The following is a 19949-nucleotide window of genomic DNA, read 5'->3' on the forward strand; positions in this document are numbered from 1 at the left end:
CCCGATCAGGAAACGATACTTATTTAAATAATTACGTTTTAAAGTGAGGTCATTGTTTATGTTCCGCATAACTTTTAGCTTTATTTCCTTAAAGCTAATTCTGTTACCGAATTAGTTAACCTTTACAATTGCGAGCGATAGCGTGGCAATCTCGTAGGACGTTCGGCGAATATGCATTGGCTACGGGATTGCCGCGGCACGCTAACACGCATTCCCATCCTGTGCCTCGCAAAGACATATCTCTACAACTTGTTATTCTCCTTCACTATCGTACATCACAATAAAAAATTTACTCTCCAACCTGTTGCTGATCCGGTAATTCATTTGGGCCGGGGATATTGATCTCCTTTTCCTCATCATCTTTTGTTGGGCCGGTGTTTTCCAGGTCAGATTGCCCTGTTTTACCCGCATCGGCAGCTTGCGTATAGTTTGGCTCTCCTAATTGATTTGGAACTTTAAAATTATTGTTTTCGGGATGCTCGTCAGATGGTTCAGTCCGCCTGAAATATTCGTTTGTATACCCCGCATTTTGCGACGGGTTATTCTTATCATCACCTGATGGCGTATCACTGCTTTTGCCAAACCTTTGGCCGCCCGTACCGTTGCCTTCCATGTTTGGTTCATTTCCGGTTTTTTCTTCATTGCCTTTGCCAAATAAATAGGTTCTTCTCAGGTCTTTTTCTTCAAGATTGCTATCGTCTTCTACCCGGTAGCCATGTGGTTTGTTATCTTCGTTTAGTGCCATGACGTTTATAGATTGATGTATATAATAAAGGTTTCAACCATGCTATTTGTTTGTGTTTTTAGCTAATAGTTTGTTATCCTGAGCGATAAAATCCGGTGGATTCTAAGTGGAAATGACATTTGCCGGGTTATCCTGAGCTTGTCGAAGGACGTGCGCAAAGGCCCACCCCGCAGTGCTTCGACAAGCTCAGCATGACCCATATAATTAAATATGGCATGAGTAGCGACAGTGAAGGAGCTGATCTACTGCATGCTAAGGATACAAATAGATGCTTCATTACATTCAGCATTACAAATCACATAACCATCAACTAAAAATCATTAATTTTACCCCAACCAATTATAGAACATGAATAAAGTTGTTAGTGGAGCTGATGAAGCTATCCGCGATATTGAAGACGGCATGACCCTTATGCTGGGCGGATTTGGCATGTGCGGCATACCCGAAAAAAGTATTTTGGCTTTAGTTAAAAAAGGTGTAAAAAACCTTACCTGTATCTCAAACAATGCCGGTGTTGATGATTTTGGCATTGGCCTGTTATTACACCAGCATCAGGTTAAAAAAATGATCTCATCATATGTAGGGGAGAATGCAGAGTTTGAACGCCAGCTGCTAAGCGGTGAACTGGATGTTGAACTGATACCGCAAGGTACTTTGGCCACCCGCTGTATGGCAGCAGGCTACGGCATGCCCGCTATATTTACCCCCGCAGGCATAGGCACTGAAGTAGCCGAAGGCAAAGAGACCCGTAATTTTAACGGTAAGGATTACTTAATGGAAATGGCATTTGATGCCGATTTCGCCATTGTTAAAGCCTGGAAAGGGGATAGGCTGGGCAACCTCGTATACAGGTCGACCGCCCGCAATTTTAACCCTGTTATGGCTATGGCCGGCAAGGTAACTATTGCCGAGGTAGAAGAACTGGTAGAACCCGGAGAGCTTGACCCCGATAACATTCATACCCCCGGAATTTATGTGCACCGCATTTTTAAGGGTGAGAATTATGAAAAAAGAATAGAACAACGGACGGTGAGGAAGAGAGATAATTAAAGCCAGGTTATTAAAACCATGTCATTGCGAGGAGCGTAGCGACGTGGCAATCCCGTTGCCAATGCATGAACGCTTAGCATGCGACGGGATTGCCACGCTATCGCTCGCAATGACATATTTAGTTAATGGGTCATGCTGAGCTTGTCGAAGCATTGCGAGGTGGGCCTTTGCGCACGTCCTTCGACAAGCTCAGGATGACCCTGCAAATGTCATTTCCCCTTCAGAGGCGTAGGATTTTAAAACTCGCAATGACATAAATAAGATACAATAGACATACATAAGATACAACATATGTTAGACAAACAAGGCATCGCGAAGCGAATAGCTAAAGAAATAAAAGACGGTTACTACGTAAATTTAGGGATAGGCATACCCACATTGGTAGCCAACTATATTCCTGATGATGTAGATGTAATACTGCAATCAGAGAACGGTTTGCTGGGTATGGGGCCTTTTCCTTTTGAGGGGGAAGAAGATGCCGATACTATTAACGCCGGTAAGCAAACCATTACCAAACTGCCCGGGTCGGCAGTGTTTGATTCGGCCATGAGCTTTGGCATGATCAGGGCCAAGAAAGTAAACCTAACCATCCTGGGCGCTATGGAAGTATCCGAGAATGGCGACATAGCTAACTGGAAAATTCCCGGTAAAATGGTTAAAGGTATGGGCGGCGCTATGGACCTGGTGGCATCCGCAGAAAACATTATTGTGGCTATGCAGCATGTTAATAAAGCAGGCGAATCTAAACTGCTGCCTAAATGTACATTACCGTTAACCGGCGTAAACTGTGTTAAAAAGATAGTGACCGAACTTGCCGTACTTGATGTATTGCCCGGCGGTGGTTTTAAACTATTGGAACGCGCTCCCGGTGTAAGTGTTGAAGAAATTATAAAGGCTACAGCAGGTAAGCTTATTATTGAAGGCGATATACCTGAGATGGCGCTCTAAAGCCGGAAACTTATAATGCATCAATCTTAGAGAAGATGGTGCGTTTATCGGTATTTGTTTTAGCCAGTTTTAATGCCTGCATAAAGTGTTCTTTAGCCTTTACAGCATCTGTATCTTTGTAAAGTTCGCCAAGCAGGGTATGGTAAAAGTGATTGTTAGCGAGGTTAAGTTTTTCCGCCTCGATAATTGCCGCTTCATTGCCTTTCACTTTTGCCAGTGCATAGGTACGGTTAAGTGCGGCAACAGGCGAATATTCAACCGAGAGTAAATGATTATACAGTTGCAGGATACTTTCCCATTTTTCACGGGTATCTGCTTTTATAGTATGCCAGTAAGCAATGCCGGCTTCAATGTGGTATTTTGATAAGTAGCTGCCTTGTGAAGCCTCACTTAAATAAGCGGCACCTTCGGCTATTAATTTCTTATCCCAAAGGTCATCGTCCTGGTCGTTATATAATACAACGTTACCGTTTTTATCCTTTCTTGCGTCAAACCGAGAGGCGTGGAAACACATTAATGCAAACAGCGCGTTTACTTCTGGCTTATTTGTTAATGGAAAATTGAGCAGCATTTTAGTAAGCCGCATGGCCTCTTCGCACAACTCCTGCCTAAGTATTGTATTTTCCGTTTCAGAATAATATCCTTCGTTAAATAATAAGTAAAGTGTTGTTAATACTGATTGCAATCTGCCGCTTAATTCATTTTCCGGCGGAAACTCCAGTTTAACATTTTCCGTACGCAGCTTTTCTTTGGCCCTGAATAATCTTTTATTGATGGTTTCTTTATTACTCAGAAATGCGCCGGCAATTTCATCAATGCCGAAACCGCAAAGTATTCTTAATGCCAGCCCTATTTGTGCCTCGGCCGGTATTAAGGGGTGGCAAAGAGCAAAAAGCATTTGTAACTGACTGTCGGTTATATTATCGTCTGATAAATCTATCTCCATCTCATGTTCAGTTACAAGTTCTGCCTGTACCGCAGGGCTTATTGTATTGTTAAAAAGTTGTTGACGGGATAATGCGTTTTTGGCTTTGTTTTTTGCCACGGTATACAACCATGCCTGTGGGTTTTGAGGTATGCCCTTGTAGGGCCAGGTATTTAAAGCAGCCAGAAATGTTTCGCTGGTAATATCCTCGGCAATATTTACATTGGCTATACCGAAAAGCTTGCATAACACAGCCGTTATCCTTCCGGATTCAGTTCGGAATAAATGTGGTATAAGTTCCTGTTGCTGCATATTTAGTAAAAGAGGCTGTTTCATAAGTATAATTTACAAAAAGAGAGTAAAAATTTTATTTGGCTTAGTGTTCTTTGTATTCCTTCCTTTGTGTGCTTTGTGGTAAAATTAACCACAAAGGGCACTAAGATTTTGCACAAAGGACACAAAGGGAGATTGACACCAAATTTTCTTTCTCTTACCAAATTTGTTTTTTACTCATGATACAGCCTCCTACGATATTATTTGATGTAACTTATTTCCCTTACCTCAATTTTACCGTCGAGCTCAAAAACGGGAGAGCCTTTAAGCAATTCAACAGCTTCTTCATATGACGCTGCTTTTATCATAGAGTACCCGCCTATAAACTCTTTTACTTCGGTGTAAGGGCCATTGGTAACAACGTTGCCTGCGGAAACCACTTTGCCGGTAGGGGCTAAACGGTTGCCCATGTCAACCAGTTTATCTTCCCCGGCAATATTGTTTATCCAGTTCATATATCTTTTGGTCATGGCCTCTCTTTCTTCCGGCGATCTATCAATCATTGATGAATAATCAGCCCTGTATATCAACATAAAATCTTTCATGGTTTCTTTAAATTAAAATTAATGTGTATCGTCGTTCTTTGCTACTTTCCTTACTTCAACCGTATTGCCTTCGCCCTGTAAAACGGGGCAGCCTTTGGCAAACTCCGCGGCTTCATCTGCCGATTCTGCCTTTACGATAATAAACCCGCCAATGGTTTCTTTAATATCGCCGAATGGGCCGTTGGTTATCACCCGGTTATGGTTTACCACACGGGCATCATCAAATGGCAAGCCTGTACCGCTTACAAACTTGTTTTGTGCAGCTATACCGCCAATCCAGTCCATGGTTTGTTTCATCCAAACTTGAATTTGCTCCGGCGAAGCCACTTTTTGTCCATCTTCATGCCTCATAATTAATACATACTCATTCATGATGTTAAGTTTTTAAATTATAGAATAATTGTTTTATACCCCAATAACAAATGAAGTTTTAAGTATTGGACATACTGTGTTAATTTTTATCACAATGTACCAACATCCTGTTAAATAAAATGTATAGATGTTAGTTTACCGCAGTCCAAATTTTACAACCTTAAAACAATATCCCTATATTTACCAGCATGAACCACTTGATAGCACCTTCAATTTTAGCTGCCGATTTTGCAAACCTGCAGCGCGATGTTGAAATGATAAATAACAGCGAAGCCGACTGGCTGCATGTTGATATTATGGACGGGATGTTTGTACCCAATATTTCGTTTGGTTTCCCGGTGGTTAAGGCGGTAAAAAAACACGCTACAAAGCCGCTGGATGTGCATTTAATGATAGTAGACCCTGATCGTTATTTAAAGGCTTTTGCAGATGCCGGTGCATACAACCTCACGGTACATTATGAAGCTTGCCCGCATTTACACCGTACCATTCAGGCTATAAAAGAACTGGGCTGTAAGGCATCTGTAGCCATTAATCCGCATACCAATGTATCGTTGTTAAAAGATATTATTGCCGATTTAGATATGGTGCTGGTAATGTCTGTAAACCCGGGCTTTGGCGGCCAAAAATTTATTGAGCATACCTACACCAAAATAAGCGAAGTAAAAGAACTGAGCGCGCTAAAAAACCCAAACATGCTGATAGAGGTTGATGGGGGAGTGGATAGTTCAAATGCCTTAAAACTCATTAAAGCGGGTGCGAATGTTTTGGTTGCCGGCAATTCCGTTTTCTCGGCGGCAGACCAGCCTGGGGCGATCTCGCAATTAAAAAATATATAATTAACCGTAACTTTTATCGTTTCAAAAACATCTTATCAGGTGTAATAAGCACGTTTTAAAAAAAATGTAAAAAAAGTCTATTAAACTTGTCGGATTTATTAACTTCGGCACTTCAAAATACAAAGTTGATAATAAACAATAGCATTAAAATTCGCTAACATTATGAAACACAATTTCGGTGCCGGCCCCGGCATTTTACCTCACGAGGTCTTGAAACAGGCTGCAGCCGCAGTAGTTGATTTTAACGGAACAGGTTTGTCATTGCTGGAAATATCGCACCGTTCGCCGGAATTTGAAGCAGTATTAGATGAAGCTGTTAAGCTTGTTAAAGAACTATTTAGCGTTCCTGAAGGATACTCGGTATTGTTTTTACAGGGCGGTGCCAGCACACAGTTTGCTTTAGCACCTTATAACCTTTTGCCAGAAGGCGGCAAAGCTGCATATGTAGAAACAGGCGTATGGGCTAACAAAGCACTTAAAGAAGCTAAGTTTTTTGGTGAGGTTGATGTAATTGCTACTTCAAAAGAGAGCAACTTTACCTACATCCCTAAAGATTTTGAAGTGCCTGCTGATGCCGCTTACGTGCACATTACATCAAACAATACCATTTACGGTACGCAGTTACATAAATTCTTTAAATCGCCAATACCTGTTGTAGCAGATATGTCCTCAGATATATTTAGCCGCAAAATTAACGTTGCCGATTTTGGTTTAATATACGCCGGCGCTCAAAAGAACATGGGCCCTGCAGGGGTTACTTTGGTAATAGTTAAAGATGATCTGTTAGGTAAAACAGGCCGCAAAATTCCGGCTATGTTTAACTACCAGGTACAAATTGAGGGTGGATCAATGTATAACACGCCTCCTTGCTTTGCTATTTATGTATCAATGCTTACCCTTAACTGGTTAAAAGCCAAAGGTGGTGTTGATGCTATCGAAAAAGAGAACGATGCAAAGGCAAGTGTACTTTACGAAGAAATTGACCGTAACCCATTATTTAGAGGTGTAGCCGCAACGGAAGACCGCTCGCATATGAACGTTTGTTTTGTTGCCGAAAACCCTGAGCACGAAAAACCATTCCTTAAACTATGCGACGAAAAAGGCATAGTGGGCCTAAAAGGCCACAGGAGCGTAGGCGGTTTCCGCGCATCTATATATAATGCATTGCCAATAACCAGCGTTTATGTGCTGATTGATGCTATGCAGGAGTTTGCTGAAAAGAATAAATAATCAACCCCTAACCCCCTGAAGGGGGAACAGAATTTTACTCCCCCTTCAGGGGGCAGGGGGGTTAATAATTAGACAGATGATCAGAATATTAGCCAATGATGGCATAGACCCTATAGGTCAAAAAATGTTAGAGGATGCCGGTTTCTTTGTTGAAACCAAGAACATCCCGCAAGATGAATTACCTGTTCGTTTACAGGAGTTTGATGCAATAACTGTTCGCAGCGCTACCAAGGTGCGCAAAGCTTTAATAGACGCATGCCCAAACCTGAAGCTGATAGGCCGTGGTGGGGTAGGTGTTGATAACATTGATGTGGAATATGCCAAAGAAAAAGGCATTGGCGTTTACAATACGCCTGCATCATCTTCATTATCAGTTGCCGAACTTGTTTTTGGCCATTTGTTTACAGGTGTGCGTTTCCTGCAAGACAGTAACCGCAAAATGCCGGTTGAAGGTGCTACCAAGTTTAACGACCTGAAAAAAGCATTTGCAAAAGGTGTTGAGCTACGTGGTAAAACACTGGGTATTTTAGGCTTTGGCCGCATAGGCCGTGAGGTTGCTAAAATTGCCATTGGTGTTGGTATGGAAGTGATAGCTTATGATCTTTTCCCTTTTAACCCAGAAGTTGAGGTAGTTTTAGGCGGTGGTTTTATAGCCAAAGTCGCCATTAAAACCGCTACTGCCGAAGAGATAATGAAACAAGCTGATTTCATAACCCTGCATACGCCGTTTGTGGATAAACCATTAATTGGTGCAGCTGAGTTTGAATTGATGAAAAAAGGTGTTGGCCTGGTTAACTGCTCCCGTGGCGGACTGATCAACGAAAGCGACCTGCTTGACGCCCTGAACAGCGGTAAGGTATCATTCGCGGCGCTTGATGTATTTGATAACGAACCAACTCCACGCCAGGATATTTTATCTCACCCTAAAATTTCATTAACCCCGCACATTGGCGCCGCTACAAATGAGGCCCAGGAGCGCATAGGTGTTGAACTTGCAGGTTTGATCATTCAGCATTTTTTAAAATAGGATAATATAATTACCTGATATTAAAGGGCCCCTTACAAAAGCAAGAGGCTCTTTTGTTATTATGTAAAACGCGTCATTGCGAGGAACGAAGCAATCCCCCACATGCATGTCGCCTACTTCTCCATCGGGGATTGCTTCGTACCTCGCAATGACGTATTTGTTTCTGAGTGAATAGCTTTTTACTCGTCCATTCCGCCCGTTAAAGGCTCTGTAGCCGGCGAGTTATTGATCAGGATCAATAGCTGGAACATCTCATCAACGTTAGCATACTGGTCTTTTTCCATCAGGAAGCTTTTCTGGCCCTTAAAAGGTGTGCCTTTAGCTGTCAGATTAAACAGTACCCCTTTGCCGCTATTGTTATACGGCGTAAGCAGGTCGCCATCTGTAAAGCTGCCTGTAAAGTAATCATACGTGTTAGCTACATGCTTATAACGGTTCCCCGTTTTGGTAGTATCGTTCCTTCCTTTAGGCATCATAATATAACCACCGTTATAAACCATTAAAGCCGAACATATCCCCTTAACAACGGCGGCCCTTTTGAGTAAAGCGGCAAATCGCAGGTCATTTGGCTCATCGGTTTGTTTAACATGGAAACCTCCAAACAGGCCAATCAATTTCTCATTCTGCAGGTTATAGCGCTTTTTGTAAATATTGAAATTCTCCAGCATAACGCTGTCCCTGCGGGTGTCGGCAACCTTTTTTAAAGCGATATTCAGCATTTCATATGTGTTCCGCATCAAAAAATCCGCATCGTTAAACTGTTTGCCCAAAGCTTTACTATAAGTAGCTATGTTGGCCTTATAATCCGGATATATTTTTACCATTTCATTGGCAATATCCTTTCCTACGCCTTTTTCGCTATCAATTTTATGCAGGGCCAAACCTACGGGTGTATTGGCATTTTCGCCGGTAAACATATTATCTTGCAGGTATTGTATAGCCTTACGGTAACCATGTTCAATATCAACAGGCAGTACTATTATTTTTTTATTTGCAGGTAGGGTTTGGTTTAACCGGTACAGCTTTTTAAAAAGCTCATGTACACTTTTATTATAATAGTAGGTCCCATTATATTTTTCAAAACCTGCCCGGTATGCCGCGTCATCGCCCGTTTTTAAATACTCATTTAGTAATATACCATCCAGGTAACCCAATTCCATGAAAAGGTACCTTGCTCCAATTGTTTTTTGAAGGTAAGCCACCATATCATACTGGATATCATACGAATATTTTATCCCGTGACCTTCACCAATCATAAACAACTGGTTCTTTATTATCTTAGGGGTTAACACCCGCTCCATGTTTTTAAAATCGCTGTTCCATGTGGCTGAATTCATGGCCAGGTAGTCTGCTTTTGCCTTTTCGTTCTGTGAAAAAACAACAGATATCTTTAAAAGAAATAATACGGAGAGTATAAGTTTAATTTTCATTAATCAGATATTTGCCTCAAGACGGTTATTCATCATAAATAGTTACAGTAATAAGCCCTATTTTTTTACTGAAGGTAAAAATTAAAGATCATGAGAATTATAGAACCACCAAAACCCGGCGAATATCCTCCATACGCCATTATGTATATGAAGCTATTGCCAACTGACGGGTTAATATTAAAGCATTTGCAAAGCAACTTTGAAATGGTTAAGCAGCTTATATATTCTTTGCCAAAAGAAACTTTATATCATCGTTATACATCGGAGAAATGGAGCATTAAGGAAGTACTGGTTCATATTATTGATGATGAGCGCATATTTGCTTACCGCGCACTGCGCTTTGCCCGAAACGAACAAAACAACCTGATAGGGTTTGACCAGGACAGTTACGCCATTTACTCAGATGCCGATAACCGCGATCTGGATAATATATTTGAAGAGTACGAAGCTGTAAGAAGAGCTACCATAGCGTTATTCAATGGCCTGCCCGAAGAGGCTTTCGACAGGATGGGGCATGGTACTGGCACCGCCAATGATGCCACGGTTAGGGCCCTGGCTTACCACATTGCCGGGCATGAACTGCATCATTATAATTTAATAAGAGAGCGGTATTTGAAATACTGAAGCTCCCACAATACAAGCCAGTATTGCAATTTAAGATTCGTCGTCGTTAGGCTTTTCGGGCTCAGGAAATAGACAACCGAAAGCCCATCTTTCCTGTATAATCGAGTCTGACGAGCGGAACGATGCGCTCAATAACCGGCATCAGGAACGTTTGGGTGGTACAGGCTCTGAACACGTACTGACTTTCACAAAACGTAACGTAGCCGGCACTTTTCTTTGGTTCGTTTCTTTTGGTGTCAAAAGAAATGAACATCCACTGACGGTTCATAAAACAGAACCATTACTAACGGAGCACTAACAAAACAAGCACATTTCATAGATACTTCACTATCGCTCAGCATGACAAGTTGGATTAACCAGCCTGTCGGGAGATTGCTTCGTACCTCGCAATGACGCGCGGGAATGGACTAATAGCATAATTTACTTTCCTTGTATAAATAAAATCCTATTTTTGCGATAAGTTCAAATCACGTTAGTATGTGATTCGTTTTATAATTCACTTATTTATTAAAATTTAAATCATAGTTGTAGATGATTAGTATTACACTCCCTGATGGTTCCGTTCGTGAATACGATAAAGGAATCACTTCCATGCAGATAGCGTTGTCTATCTCTGAAGGTTTAGCACGTAACGTATTAGCAGCCGAAGTTAATGGCGAGGTTTGGGATGCAAGCCGCCCCATTGAAGAAGATTCGGCAGTAAAACTACTTACCTGGAACGATGCAAAAGGCAAATCAACTTACTGGCACTCATCGGCCCACTTGCTGGCCGAGGCTTTAGAGGCTTTGTACCCTGGTACCAAATTTGGTATTGGCCCGGCTATTGAAACCGGTTTTTATTATGATGTTGACTTTGGCGACGAGCCATTTTCATCAGATGATTTCAAGAAAATTGAAGACAAAGTTATTGAGCTGGCTAAAACCAAAAGCGAATACATTCGCAAACCGGTTAGCAAAGCCGATGCTATTGAATATTTTACCAAGAAAGGGGATGAGTACAAGCTTGACCTGATCAAGGATTTGCCTGATGGCAGCATAACTTTTTATACACAAGGGAACTTTACCGACTTGTGCCGTGGGCCGCATATCCCTAACACTGGTTTTATAAAGGCTGTAAAGCTAATGAGTGTTGCCGGTGCTTACTGGCGTGGCGATGAAAGCCGCAAACAGCTTACCCGTATTTATGGTGTAACTTTCCCTAAAGCAAGTGAATTAACAGATTACCTGCACCTGATAGAGGAAGCTAAAAAACGCGATCACCGTAAATTAGGTAAGGAACTGGAATTGTTCGCTTTCTCTGAAAAAGTGGGGATGGGTTTACCATTATGGTTACCTAAAGGTACCGCATTGCGCGAACGCCTTACCAACTTTTTACAAAAAGCACAGGCAAAATCAGGTTATGAGCAGGTAATTACACCGCATATTGGCCATAAAAACCTGTATGTAACTTCTGGCCACTATGAAAAATATGGCGCGGATTCATTCCAGCCGATAAAAACCCCGCAGGAGGGAGAGGAGTTCTTTTTAAAACCGATGAACTGCCCGCATCATTGCGAGATATATAAAACAAAACCACGTTCTTATAAAGATCTGCCGGTTCGTTTGGCTGAGTTTGGTACTGTTTACCGTTATGAGCAAAGCGGCGAGTTGCATGGTTTAACCCGTGTACGTGGCTTTACTCAGGATGATGCCCACTTGTTTTGCCGCCCGGATCAGGTTAAAGAGGAGTTTAAAAAAGTAATAGACCTGGTATTATACGTTTTTGCAGCCTTAGGCTTTGATGATTATACTGCACAGGTTTCTCTGCGCGATCCTAATAACAAAACAAAGTACATTGGTACTGACGAGAACTGGGCTTTAGCTGAATCGGCAATTATTGAAGCTGCTGATGAAAAAGGTTTACGCACTGTAGTTGAATATGGCGAAGCCGCGTTTTACGGCCCTAAGCTTGACTTTATGGTGAAGGATGCCTTAGGCAGAAAGTGGCAATTAGGAACTATCCAGGTAGATTATAACCTGCCGGAGCGTTTTGAACTGGAATATACAGGCAGTGATAACCAAAAACACCGCCCGGTGATGATACACAGGGCACCGTTTGGGTCGTTAGAACGCTTTGTTGCGGTATTAATTGAACATTGTGCCGGTAATTTTCCGCTTTGGCTGTCTCCGGAGCAGTTTATTATACTTCCCATATCGGAAAAATATGAAGATTATGCAAAAAAACTTTCTGATGTGTTAAAAGATTCCGATATTTGCGGGCTGATTGATTTCAGGGATGAGAAGATAGGGCGTAAAATACGCGATGCTGAAGTCAAAAAGATCCCTTATATGCTGATTGTGGGTGAAAAAGAGGCCGCCGAAGGGATGGTTTCTGTAAGAAAACATGGTCAGGGTGATTTGGGAAGTATGAGCATTGAAGAATTTAAACAACAAATAATTAAAGAAATAACAGTATAACTTGGCTTTAAACAAACCTTTCAACAGAGGACCAAGGCTACCTTTTAAGAAAAAAGAAGCCGAACACAACATCAACCAGTTTATTAGGGCACAAGAGGTACGACTTGTAGGCGATAACGTTGAACAGGGCGTATTCTCATTAAGAGATGCATTAGCTATTGCGCAAGAGCAAGATCTTGACCTGGTTGAGATATCTCCAAACGCTAACCCTCCCGTTTGTAAAGTAACTGATTATAATAAGTTTATTTACGAGCAAAAGAAGAAGCTTAAAGAGATAAAAAGCAATGCCAAGCAAACAGTAATTAAAGAGATCCGCTTTGGGCCTAATACTGATGACCATGATTTTGACTTTAAGTTGAAACATGCCACCAAGTTTTTAGAAGCCGGTGAAAAAGTAAGGGCTTACGTTCACTTTAAAGGGCGTGCAATTGTTTACAAGGAGCAAGGGGAAATTTTACTACTGCGTTTTGCACAGGCATTAGAAGAAGTTGGTAAAGTAGAGCAATTACCAAAGCTAGAGGGAAAACGGATGTTTTTAACCGTTGCACCAAAGGCGTTAAAAAAATAGATGTGAGAGGTTAGATATTAGATTTGAGGGTTTCTCATATCTCAAGTCTCAAATCTCATATCTGAACTTAGAATAATTTACATATATATAAATAGAGTTATGCCAAAAATGAAAACCAATTCCAGTGCTAAAAAGCGTTTCAAGCTTACTGGGACCGGTAAAATTGCCAGAAAAAACGCATACAAAAGCCACATCTTAACCAAGATGTCAACAAAACGTAAGCGTAACCTTAGTCACACCAGTTTAGTATCTGCTGCAGACATGGGTAACGTAAAACGTATGCTTTGTATCGGCAAGTAATTAATTAATTTTTTAACCAGGTATTAGAGTACAAAAGCTTCCGAAAGGGACACTCACTACCAAAAACAACACAAAATGCCACGTTCAGTTAACGCAGTCGCGTCGAGAAGACGCCGGAAAAGGATCATGAACCTCGCCAAAGGTTATTGGGGTTCAAGAAGCAAGGTTTATACCGTTGCAAAAAACACAGTAGAAAAAGGTTTACAGTATGCATACCGTGACCGTAAAACCAAGAAAAGAGAATTCAGAGCATTGTGGATACAACGTATCAATGCAGGCGCTCGTCAGCATGGTATCTCTTACTCACAGTTAATAGGTAAATTAGCTGCTAAAGAAATAGGCTTAAACCGTAAGGTATTAGCTGATTTAGCAATGAACCACCCTGATGCTTTTAAAGCGATCATTGACGCTGTGAAATAAGAATCACACATTCTTTATATAACAACAAAGGCTCCGTTTTTCGGGGCCTTTGTTGTTTAGCGTTATATTATTCTTCCTTCCGGAGGGGGCTGCTGCCCTCTATCGCTACTATAGGGCGATTGTTCATCCTGCCCGGTGTTTTGTTGCTCCGGCGCATCATCTATAATTGTTTCTTCTATTATAATTCCGATAGGCTGCTCTTCGTAAATGGCATCACTATCTTCAATATCCATGTATTGTTTAAAGTTGCGTACATCATTATCAACCATGTTTTTAAATACAGGGTTTAATATGTGGGCAATGCCGCCACCAAAGCCACCAGCAGGCGGGCGATAGGAGATAACTACATCTACCAGCGTGCCATCGCCTTCATCACTATCCTGGAAACGTACTTTACCGGCATTGTCTATTAATGAGCCGGGTAATGAGCTCCATCCAATACTATAACCGGGCTCATCCTTAACTATCTCAGCATCCCAGCTTATTGAAGGTGCGCCTAAAGGTAATTTTAATACCCAGTGCGAACGGGTTTCGTCAATTATCTCTACACTTTCCAGGTGTTTCATAAACAAGGGCAGGTTATCCAGTTTGCGCCAAAAGTCATATATCTGCTGGCGTGGCTTATCAATATGGAATGATGAACGGATGTTCACGTTAACCGGCTCGGTAGAATTACGGCCCATGCGCGAATAAAGTTCGCAGTGCCCTGTAATACCACGGCTTAACAAATAGCCGCCTGCACCAAGTTTTATAATACTGCTAAAAGGACTTTTAAAAAGCCCTTTAAAGCCTGATAGTGCCAATTTAACTCCGCCTGCTATTGATACGGTACGTTCTGCCTGTGAAAGATTTATGTTATCCTGTTGGTTGGCGACAACTTCCCGCCACCTATGTTCTAATGCTGCTGTTGTCATAATTTATAGTTTTAAATTTAACAGCTAAACAAGCAGTGGGTTTTCTTTTAACGGATTTTATTTTTCGTTTAGTGATAGTTGAATTTAAACTTAGTTAAATTAGGCAGGTACTTTTTAGGCCGGTTTAATTCATATTGATAGATAACCTGTCCAATATTTTTAAGAAAAGGAAGGCAAACTGTAGCGTATTCATATTTATTATCGTTGTAAATACCATCCTCGTTAGACTGTACAACGGCCGTGATCATAAATTCAACCTTATTCTTAAAATCTACTATATAAGAGTTGTCTATATCATAACCATAAGAATCTCCGGGTTTATTAAATACCCTGATATCAGGATTAATTACAGCTGTGCTATCTCCGCCATAAAAAAGGAATTTGCAAAACGCGGGGAAATATTCAGGTCGGTTATAAACAGGTTTAATACTTTCGGTAGGGAACATGCTCATATACCGGTAAATGAATTGATAGTCGTCGGGCTTTAAATTAAAGCGTTGTTGTTGGGCAAATACTTCCGGAAAAAGCAAACGTTTTAAAACTATTTGCTGATCTGCAATTGGGTAAACGTTCTTCTCATTAAAGTAAAAGGGTTGCATTACCAGTTTATCGTCCTTATCCAAATACCCTTTACCTTGTATCATATTATCCAGCTGCATAGGGTAATTGTTGGTATCATATAAAGCCGGTTTGTGGTAAACCAGTTTATCACCCTTATAAAAATCAATTGGGTTGGTATTCCGGGCGCCTTCGCCACCATCGCCAATAGCCAGCCTGCCAATGATCCGCGTGTTAGCTAATCCATACTTTTTAAGCTTTTGGTTGATCTCTTCCCTGCCAATAAATTCATACAATCTGTTATAAGCATCGTTATCGCTAACCAATAATATCTTCCTGATATAATTCTCAATTGATGGATACCCCGTTTCTGATGATGTATCCTTTAGTACTTTAGATTGACCTGTAAAAGCACTGTCAGTAAGCATCTTATTGCCTTTATTTAAACCATTTATCTTTAGTTCATTCAATTTTTCAAGCGCGAAAATTGCTGTTGGAAGTTTGACGGTGCTTGCCGGGTAAAAGTATCTTTTAGGGTTAAGGCGGTAGCTGAAAGAACGAAAATGAGGCACATTATTTTTGTCCCGGTTTATCTGTGTATATAGTATCTGTACCTCGTTTTGGGTGGAGTGATTAAGTATCCCGCTGAATAGTTCGGGGTGCGATTGTAACATGTTTTTCAGGAACACGGTATCAGGCTGCTGGGCTTTTGCAGATAGCATTACCATAAAAAATAGGAGACAGTTTAATAGTTTCATGTGTATAAATATACAATGTTAGTTGTGTTTGTTAATACTTGTAGTACATTTGCAGCGCTTTAGGTTTCTGTTGCGAATTTCGTAACAGAATTAAAAGGGAATATGGTGTAAATCCGTAACTGTCCCGCAGCTGTAAGCTCCATTAACCAAAGTCTATTCAAGATGTCACTGTTCCTGTAAGGAATGGGAAGACAAGACCAAGGGGAGTAAGTCAGAATACCTGCCTCAGCACAATATTATTCACAGCTTTCGGGGATTGAAGCTTGGATGTGAATGCCCTTCTGTTAGCAGTGTATTTCCATTCCTGTATTTCCCTCATTAGCTTTGTTTTTATAAAGATCGGCATGAGGCACAAAAGTTCAATTATTTTAAACAATTCGTTACCGGCCATAAAGTGTGTGCTTGTGTTGGCGTGCCTTCAACCAATTAGTTATAAAACATTCGCGCAAAGTGATACCACTAAAAAACTTAAGGAAGTTACCGTTAAAGCAAACACGACACCTAAGGTTCAAACACTTACACCCGCACAACAGGTTACCAATAAAGATTTTACCCGGTACAATGCTTTTAATGTTGCCGATGCCGTGCGTAACTTCTCCGGCGTAAATATTAAAGATTACGGCGGTATTGGGGGCTTAAAAACAATATCTGTACGCAGTCTGGGCGCAAACCACACCGCCGTTTTGTTTGATGGCATACAATTGAACGACGCGCAAAACGGACAAATAGACCTGAGCAAATTTAACCTTAACAACGTACAGGAGATTGCCCTGTATAATGGCCAGCCCGCAAATTTGTTGCAACCGGCGCGTTCATTTGCATCGGCAAGTGTTTTGAGCATTAAAACCTTGCAGCCCGCATTAACGGCACAAAAGCCTTACCAGATCCAGGCAGGAGTGAAGGGTGGTTCGTTTGGACTGGTAAACCCGTACCTGCAATGGCAGCAACGCATTAGCAAACAATGGTCGTTTATAGCTAACGCGAATTATGTATATGCTAACGGCAGGTATAAATACAAGGTTGATGGCGACGGATCTGATACTCTGGCCATCCGCAGAAATGGTGATGTAAAGTCATTTCAAACCGATGCCGCCCTGTACTGGACAAAAAGCGACAGCAATAAATTCAACATCCACGTTAATTATTATAACTCCAAACGAGGGTTGCCGGGGGCGGTGATATTTTATAACCCGTATGCCAGTCAGCGTTTAGAGAACAACGATATTTTTGCGCAAGCCACCTATGAGCATACCTGGCAAAGCAGTTTGCGCTTATTAGTTAACACTAAACTATCTCAATTAAAAACCCGCTATCTTGATCCCGATTTTTTAAACCAGGAAGGGGTCTTAGATCAGCATTACAATCAAAAAGAGGTTTACCAGTCGGCTGTGCTGGCTTATCACCTCACTCCGGATTGGGAAGTATCGTATGCAGCCGATGCATCATACCTGAAAATGGATGCGGATATTTATAACTATGCTTACCCGTCAAGGTTCACCCTCTTAAATGTTTTGGCTACAAATTTTACAAAAGGCAGATGGCAGCTGCAGGGAAATCTCTTACAAACCAATTTAAACGAAATGGTAGAAAAGGGGGTAGCTTCAAAATCGAGCTCGGTATTATCGCCCACACTAATGGCTACTTTAAAACCATTTGATAGCAGCAATTTACAGGTAAGGGCATTTTATAAAAACATATTCCGGGCACCTACTTTAGATGAGCTTTACTTTTATGCCATAGTGCCGCGTACCATAAAACCGGAATTTGTAAAGCAATATGATTTAGGCATCACCTGGACAAAAAATTTAAATAACCTGCTGGAATACATAACTTTAACTACAGATGCCTATTATAATAATGTAAGTAATAAAATACTGGCCGTGCCTAATAAAAACCCGGCAATATTTTCGTTTAGTAATATTGGCAAGGTTGATATTAAAGGGATTGATGTGGGATTAAAAACCCAAACCAAACAACAAAACGGCTGGCGTGGATTGCTTAGTGCAAACTACACTTATCAGCAGGCAACAGATGTAACCGACCCTGCATCATCAACCTATCAAAATCAAATACCTTATACCCCTAAAAACACACTGGCATTAAATGCGGGTGTAAACTATAAGCAGCTGGGTGTTTATTATAATCATATCCTTTCATCATCAAGATACTATACAGGCAACAACGAGCCCGATTATTATGTACCGGGCTACTCTATAAGTGATGCATCAGCAGTATATAATTTCATTACAGGTAAACTCCCGGTAATGGCCTCGTTTGAAGTAAATAACCTTTTAAATAAAAATTATTCAATCATCAGGAGTTTCCCCATGCCGGGGCGCTCATATCGTCTATCAATTCAAATAACAATTTAATACGCAAACTATGAAACCATTTAAACTCAAAAGTCTAATATCTGCTGTCGCGATACTTTCTGTACTGGCTGCCTGTAAAAAGGATAAAAACATAATAGTTGATCCACCGGTAACAACGGGAGGGGTATATGTGCTTAACCAGGGTAACTTTAATGCTAATAACAGCACCTTAAGCTTTTATGATTATACTACAAAAAGCACAACTTCAGACCGTTTTAATGCTGCAAACGGAACAAAGCTGGGCGATACAGGTAACGATGCTAAGGTATACGGTTCAAAAATGTACATTGTAGTAAACGTATCAAGCACAGTAGAGGTGGTTGATGCCAAAACAACAAAATCTGTAAAACAGGTAAAACTGTTTAACGGCACTGTTGCCCGCCAGCCACGTTATGTAGTATTCAACAAAAACAAAGCCTATATATCATCTTATGATGGTACAGTGGCGGTAATGGATACCACAACATTGGCAATTGAAAAATATATAACTGTAGGCCGCAACCCTGAACAAATGGTTGTATCAAACGGAAAATTATATGTAGCGAATTCAGGCGGATTAAGCTTTGGTAACCCGGATAAAACGGTATCCGTAATTGATTTAAACACATTAACCGAAACTAAGAAAGTAACAGTTATTGCCAGCCCGGTAAGCATGGCTGCAGATAGCTACGGTAATGTATATGTGCTATCAACCGGCGATTATGCTGCAGTTTTACCCGGTATGACTGTCATTGATAATACCACAGATGCAGTAAAAACACAAAGCACAGCACTGGCTGGTGCTTACGGTACCTCGATGGTAGTAGATGGTGATTTTGCGTATTTCCTATCGGCAGATAATAAAGTTTTGGTTTACAATGTTAAAACTCAAACGGTGGCCAAAGCAAATTTTATTACGGATGGCACGGTGATTAAAACCCCATATAACATAGCTTATGATAGCACAACCGGCGAAGTATTTGTTACCGATGCCAAAGATTACGCATCAAACGGTGAGCTTTTTGCTTTTGATAAAAATGGAAAAAAGGAATACTCAATAACTACCGGGATTAACCCTGGGGCTATTATTTTCGTTAATAAATAGCATTTTAAATTACAGTGTATTATCAATAAATTTGCACTACATTCTTAATATTATGTCAATACAAAAAACCAACACCCGTAACATTGTACTCATCGTGATGATTATTGCTGCAATGGCAATGCGTTTGGTGAGTTACAAATACCCGGTATTAAGCAATTTTACACCAATAGGGGCTATAGCCTTATTTGGAGGCGCGTATTTTACCGATAAATGGAAAGCTTATTTAGTACCGCTTGCCGCTCTGTTTGTGAGCGATATATTTATCAATTATCTGTACACGTCAAATTGGGTTATCTATTACAGCGGCTCTATATGGATGTATGGTTGCTTCGCTATAATGGTATTAATAGGTACTTTTATTAAAAAGGTGAACGTATTGAACGTAGCAGCGGCTTCGTTAGCCGGTATTGCTGTACACTGGTTAATTATGGATCTGCCCTGGTTATACGG

Annotated in this window: 20 protein-coding genes and 1 riboswitch; of the genes, 13 read left to right on the forward strand and 7 right to left on the reverse strand. The window is 41.0% G+C overall.

Translation table 11 applies throughout. From position 1 onward, the window contains the following. Positions 1-289: 289 nt before the first annotated feature. On the reverse strand, positions 290-745 hold the full coding sequence (locus WC743_RS27275) for a hypothetical protein (RefSeq protein ID WP_373016726.1): 456 nt from the start codon (positions 743-745) through the stop codon (positions 290-292). 348 nt (positions 746-1093) lie between these two features. Between WC743_RS27275 and WC743_RS27280 the strand changes: the two genes are divergently transcribed. Next, positions 1094-1795 (forward strand): CoA transferase subunit A, encoded by a 702-nt coding sequence (locus WC743_RS27280; protein ID WP_373016727.1) that lies wholly within the window; start codon positions 1094-1096, stop codon positions 1793-1795. Between the two features lie 291 nt (positions 1796-2086). Then, positions 2087-2743: a 3-oxoacid CoA-transferase subunit B gene (locus WC743_RS27285; protein ID WP_373016728.1), complete on the forward strand. Its 657-nt coding sequence runs from the start codon at positions 2087-2089 to the stop codon at positions 2741-2743. Positions 2744-2753: 10 nt separating this feature from the next. Here WC743_RS27285 and WC743_RS27290 read toward each other — a convergent pair whose 3' ends face one another. The 3 genes from WC743_RS27290 to WC743_RS27300 all read right to left on the reverse strand — a co-directional run bounded on the left by WC743_RS27290 (position 2754) and on the right by WC743_RS27300 (position 4918). Then, positions 2754-4004: an RNA polymerase sigma factor gene (locus tag WC743_RS27290; protein ID WP_373016729.1), complete on the reverse strand. Its 1251-nt coding sequence runs from the start codon at positions 4002-4004 to the stop codon at positions 2754-2756. Positions 4005-4201: 197 nt separating this feature from the next. Further along, entirely contained in the window at positions 4202-4546 is a 345-nt protein-coding gene (locus WC743_RS27295) for a YciI family protein (RefSeq protein ID WP_373016730.1), read from the reverse strand. An 18-nt stretch (positions 4547-4564) separates the two neighbouring features. Then, complete coding sequence (locus WC743_RS27300; RefSeq protein WP_373016731.1) at positions 4565-4918, reverse strand: YciI family protein; 354 nt, start codon at positions 4916-4918, stop codon at positions 4565-4567. 188 nt (positions 4919-5106) lie between these two features. On the opposite strand from WC743_RS27300, the gene rpe reads away from it, so the two are divergent. From rpe to WC743_RS27315, 3 genes are all read left to right on the forward strand, one after another. Further along, positions 5107-5757 (forward strand): ribulose-phosphate 3-epimerase, encoded by a 651-nt coding sequence (rpe, locus tag WC743_RS27305; protein ID WP_373016732.1) that lies wholly within the window; start codon positions 5107-5109, stop codon positions 5755-5757. A 162-nt stretch (positions 5758-5919) separates the two neighbouring features. After that, the gene (gene serC, locus WC743_RS27310) at positions 5920-6987 is read left to right on the forward strand and encodes a 3-phosphoserine/phosphohydroxythreonine transaminase (RefSeq protein ID WP_373016733.1); all 1068 of its coding nucleotides are present in this window, start codon (positions 5920-5922) and stop codon (positions 6985-6987) included. Between the two features lie 76 nt (positions 6988-7063). Then, entirely contained in the window at positions 7064-8014 is a 951-nt protein-coding gene (locus WC743_RS27315; protein WP_373016734.1) for a D-2-hydroxyacid dehydrogenase, read from the forward strand. 179 nt (positions 8015-8193) lie between these two features. Here WC743_RS27315 and WC743_RS27320 read toward each other — a convergent pair whose 3' ends face one another. Then, complete coding sequence (locus WC743_RS27320; protein ID WP_373016735.1) at positions 8194-9444, reverse strand: hypothetical protein; 1251 nt, start codon at positions 9442-9444, stop codon at positions 8194-8196. Positions 9445-9534: 90 nt separating this feature from the next. Between WC743_RS27320 and WC743_RS27325 the strand changes: the two genes are divergently transcribed. From WC743_RS27325 to rplT, 5 genes are all read left to right on the forward strand, one after another. Then, positions 9535-10068: a DinB family protein gene (locus WC743_RS27325; protein WP_373016736.1), complete on the forward strand. Its 534-nt coding sequence runs from the start codon at positions 9535-9537 to the stop codon at positions 10066-10068. A 531-nt stretch (positions 10069-10599) separates the two neighbouring features. Continuing rightward, positions 10600-12525, forward strand: a complete 1926-nt coding sequence (gene thrS, locus WC743_RS27330) for a threonine--tRNA ligase (RefSeq protein ID WP_373016737.1) — start codon at positions 10600-10602, stop codon at positions 12523-12525. A gap of 1 nt (position 12526) precedes the next feature. Continuing rightward, the gene (gene infC, locus WC743_RS27335) at positions 12527-13093 is read left to right on the forward strand and encodes a translation initiation factor IF-3 (protein ID WP_373016738.1); all 567 of its coding nucleotides are present in this window, start codon (positions 12527-12529) and stop codon (positions 13091-13093) included. A gap of 99 nt (positions 13094-13192) precedes the next feature. After that, on the forward strand, positions 13193-13393 hold the full coding sequence (gene rpmI / locus WC743_RS27340) for a 50S ribosomal protein L35 (protein ID WP_373016739.1): 201 nt from the start codon (positions 13193-13195) through the stop codon (positions 13391-13393). A gap of 75 nt (positions 13394-13468) precedes the next feature. Next, positions 13469-13813: a 50S ribosomal protein L20 gene (gene rplT, locus WC743_RS27345; RefSeq protein ID WP_067059791.1), complete on the forward strand. Its 345-nt coding sequence runs from the start codon at positions 13469-13471 to the stop codon at positions 13811-13813. Between the two features lie 62 nt (positions 13814-13875). On the opposite strand, the gene WC743_RS27350 is transcribed toward rplT, so the two are convergent. Together WC743_RS27350 and WC743_RS27355 are read right to left on the reverse strand one after the other, a co-directional pair. Continuing rightward, entirely contained in the window at positions 13876-14727 is an 852-nt protein-coding gene (locus WC743_RS27350) for an SRPBCC family protein (RefSeq protein WP_373016740.1), read from the reverse strand. A gap of 68 nt (positions 14728-14795) precedes the next feature. Continuing rightward, positions 14796-16043 (reverse strand): serine hydrolase, encoded by a 1248-nt coding sequence (locus WC743_RS27355; RefSeq protein ID WP_373016741.1) that lies wholly within the window; start codon positions 16041-16043, stop codon positions 14796-14798. Positions 16044-16087: 44 nt separating this feature from the next. After that, a riboswitch (cobalamin riboswitch) is annotated at positions 16088-16286 on the forward strand. Positions 16287-16387: 101 nt separating this feature from the next. Between WC743_RS27355 and WC743_RS27360 the strand changes: the two genes are divergently transcribed. From WC743_RS27360 to WC743_RS27370, 3 genes are all read left to right on the forward strand, one after another. Next, a complete protein-coding gene (locus WC743_RS27360) occupies positions 16388-18415 on the forward strand; it encodes a TonB-dependent receptor (RefSeq protein ID WP_373016742.1) in 2028 nt (675 codons plus the stop codon). A gap of 10 nt (positions 18416-18425) precedes the next feature. Continuing rightward, positions 18426-19499, forward strand: a complete 1074-nt coding sequence (locus tag WC743_RS27365; protein WP_373016743.1) for a YncE family protein — start codon at positions 18426-18428, stop codon at positions 19497-19499. Positions 19500-19551: 52 nt separating this feature from the next. After that, positions 19552-19949 (forward strand): DUF6580 family putative transport protein (locus WC743_RS27370; RefSeq protein WP_373016744.1); only part of this gene is annotated, 398 nt, incomplete at its 3' end.

This window comes from Mucilaginibacter sp. (genome assembly GCF_041660805.1).
Classification (GTDB): Bacteria; Bacteroidota; Bacteroidia; order Sphingobacteriales; family Sphingobacteriaceae; genus Mucilaginibacter.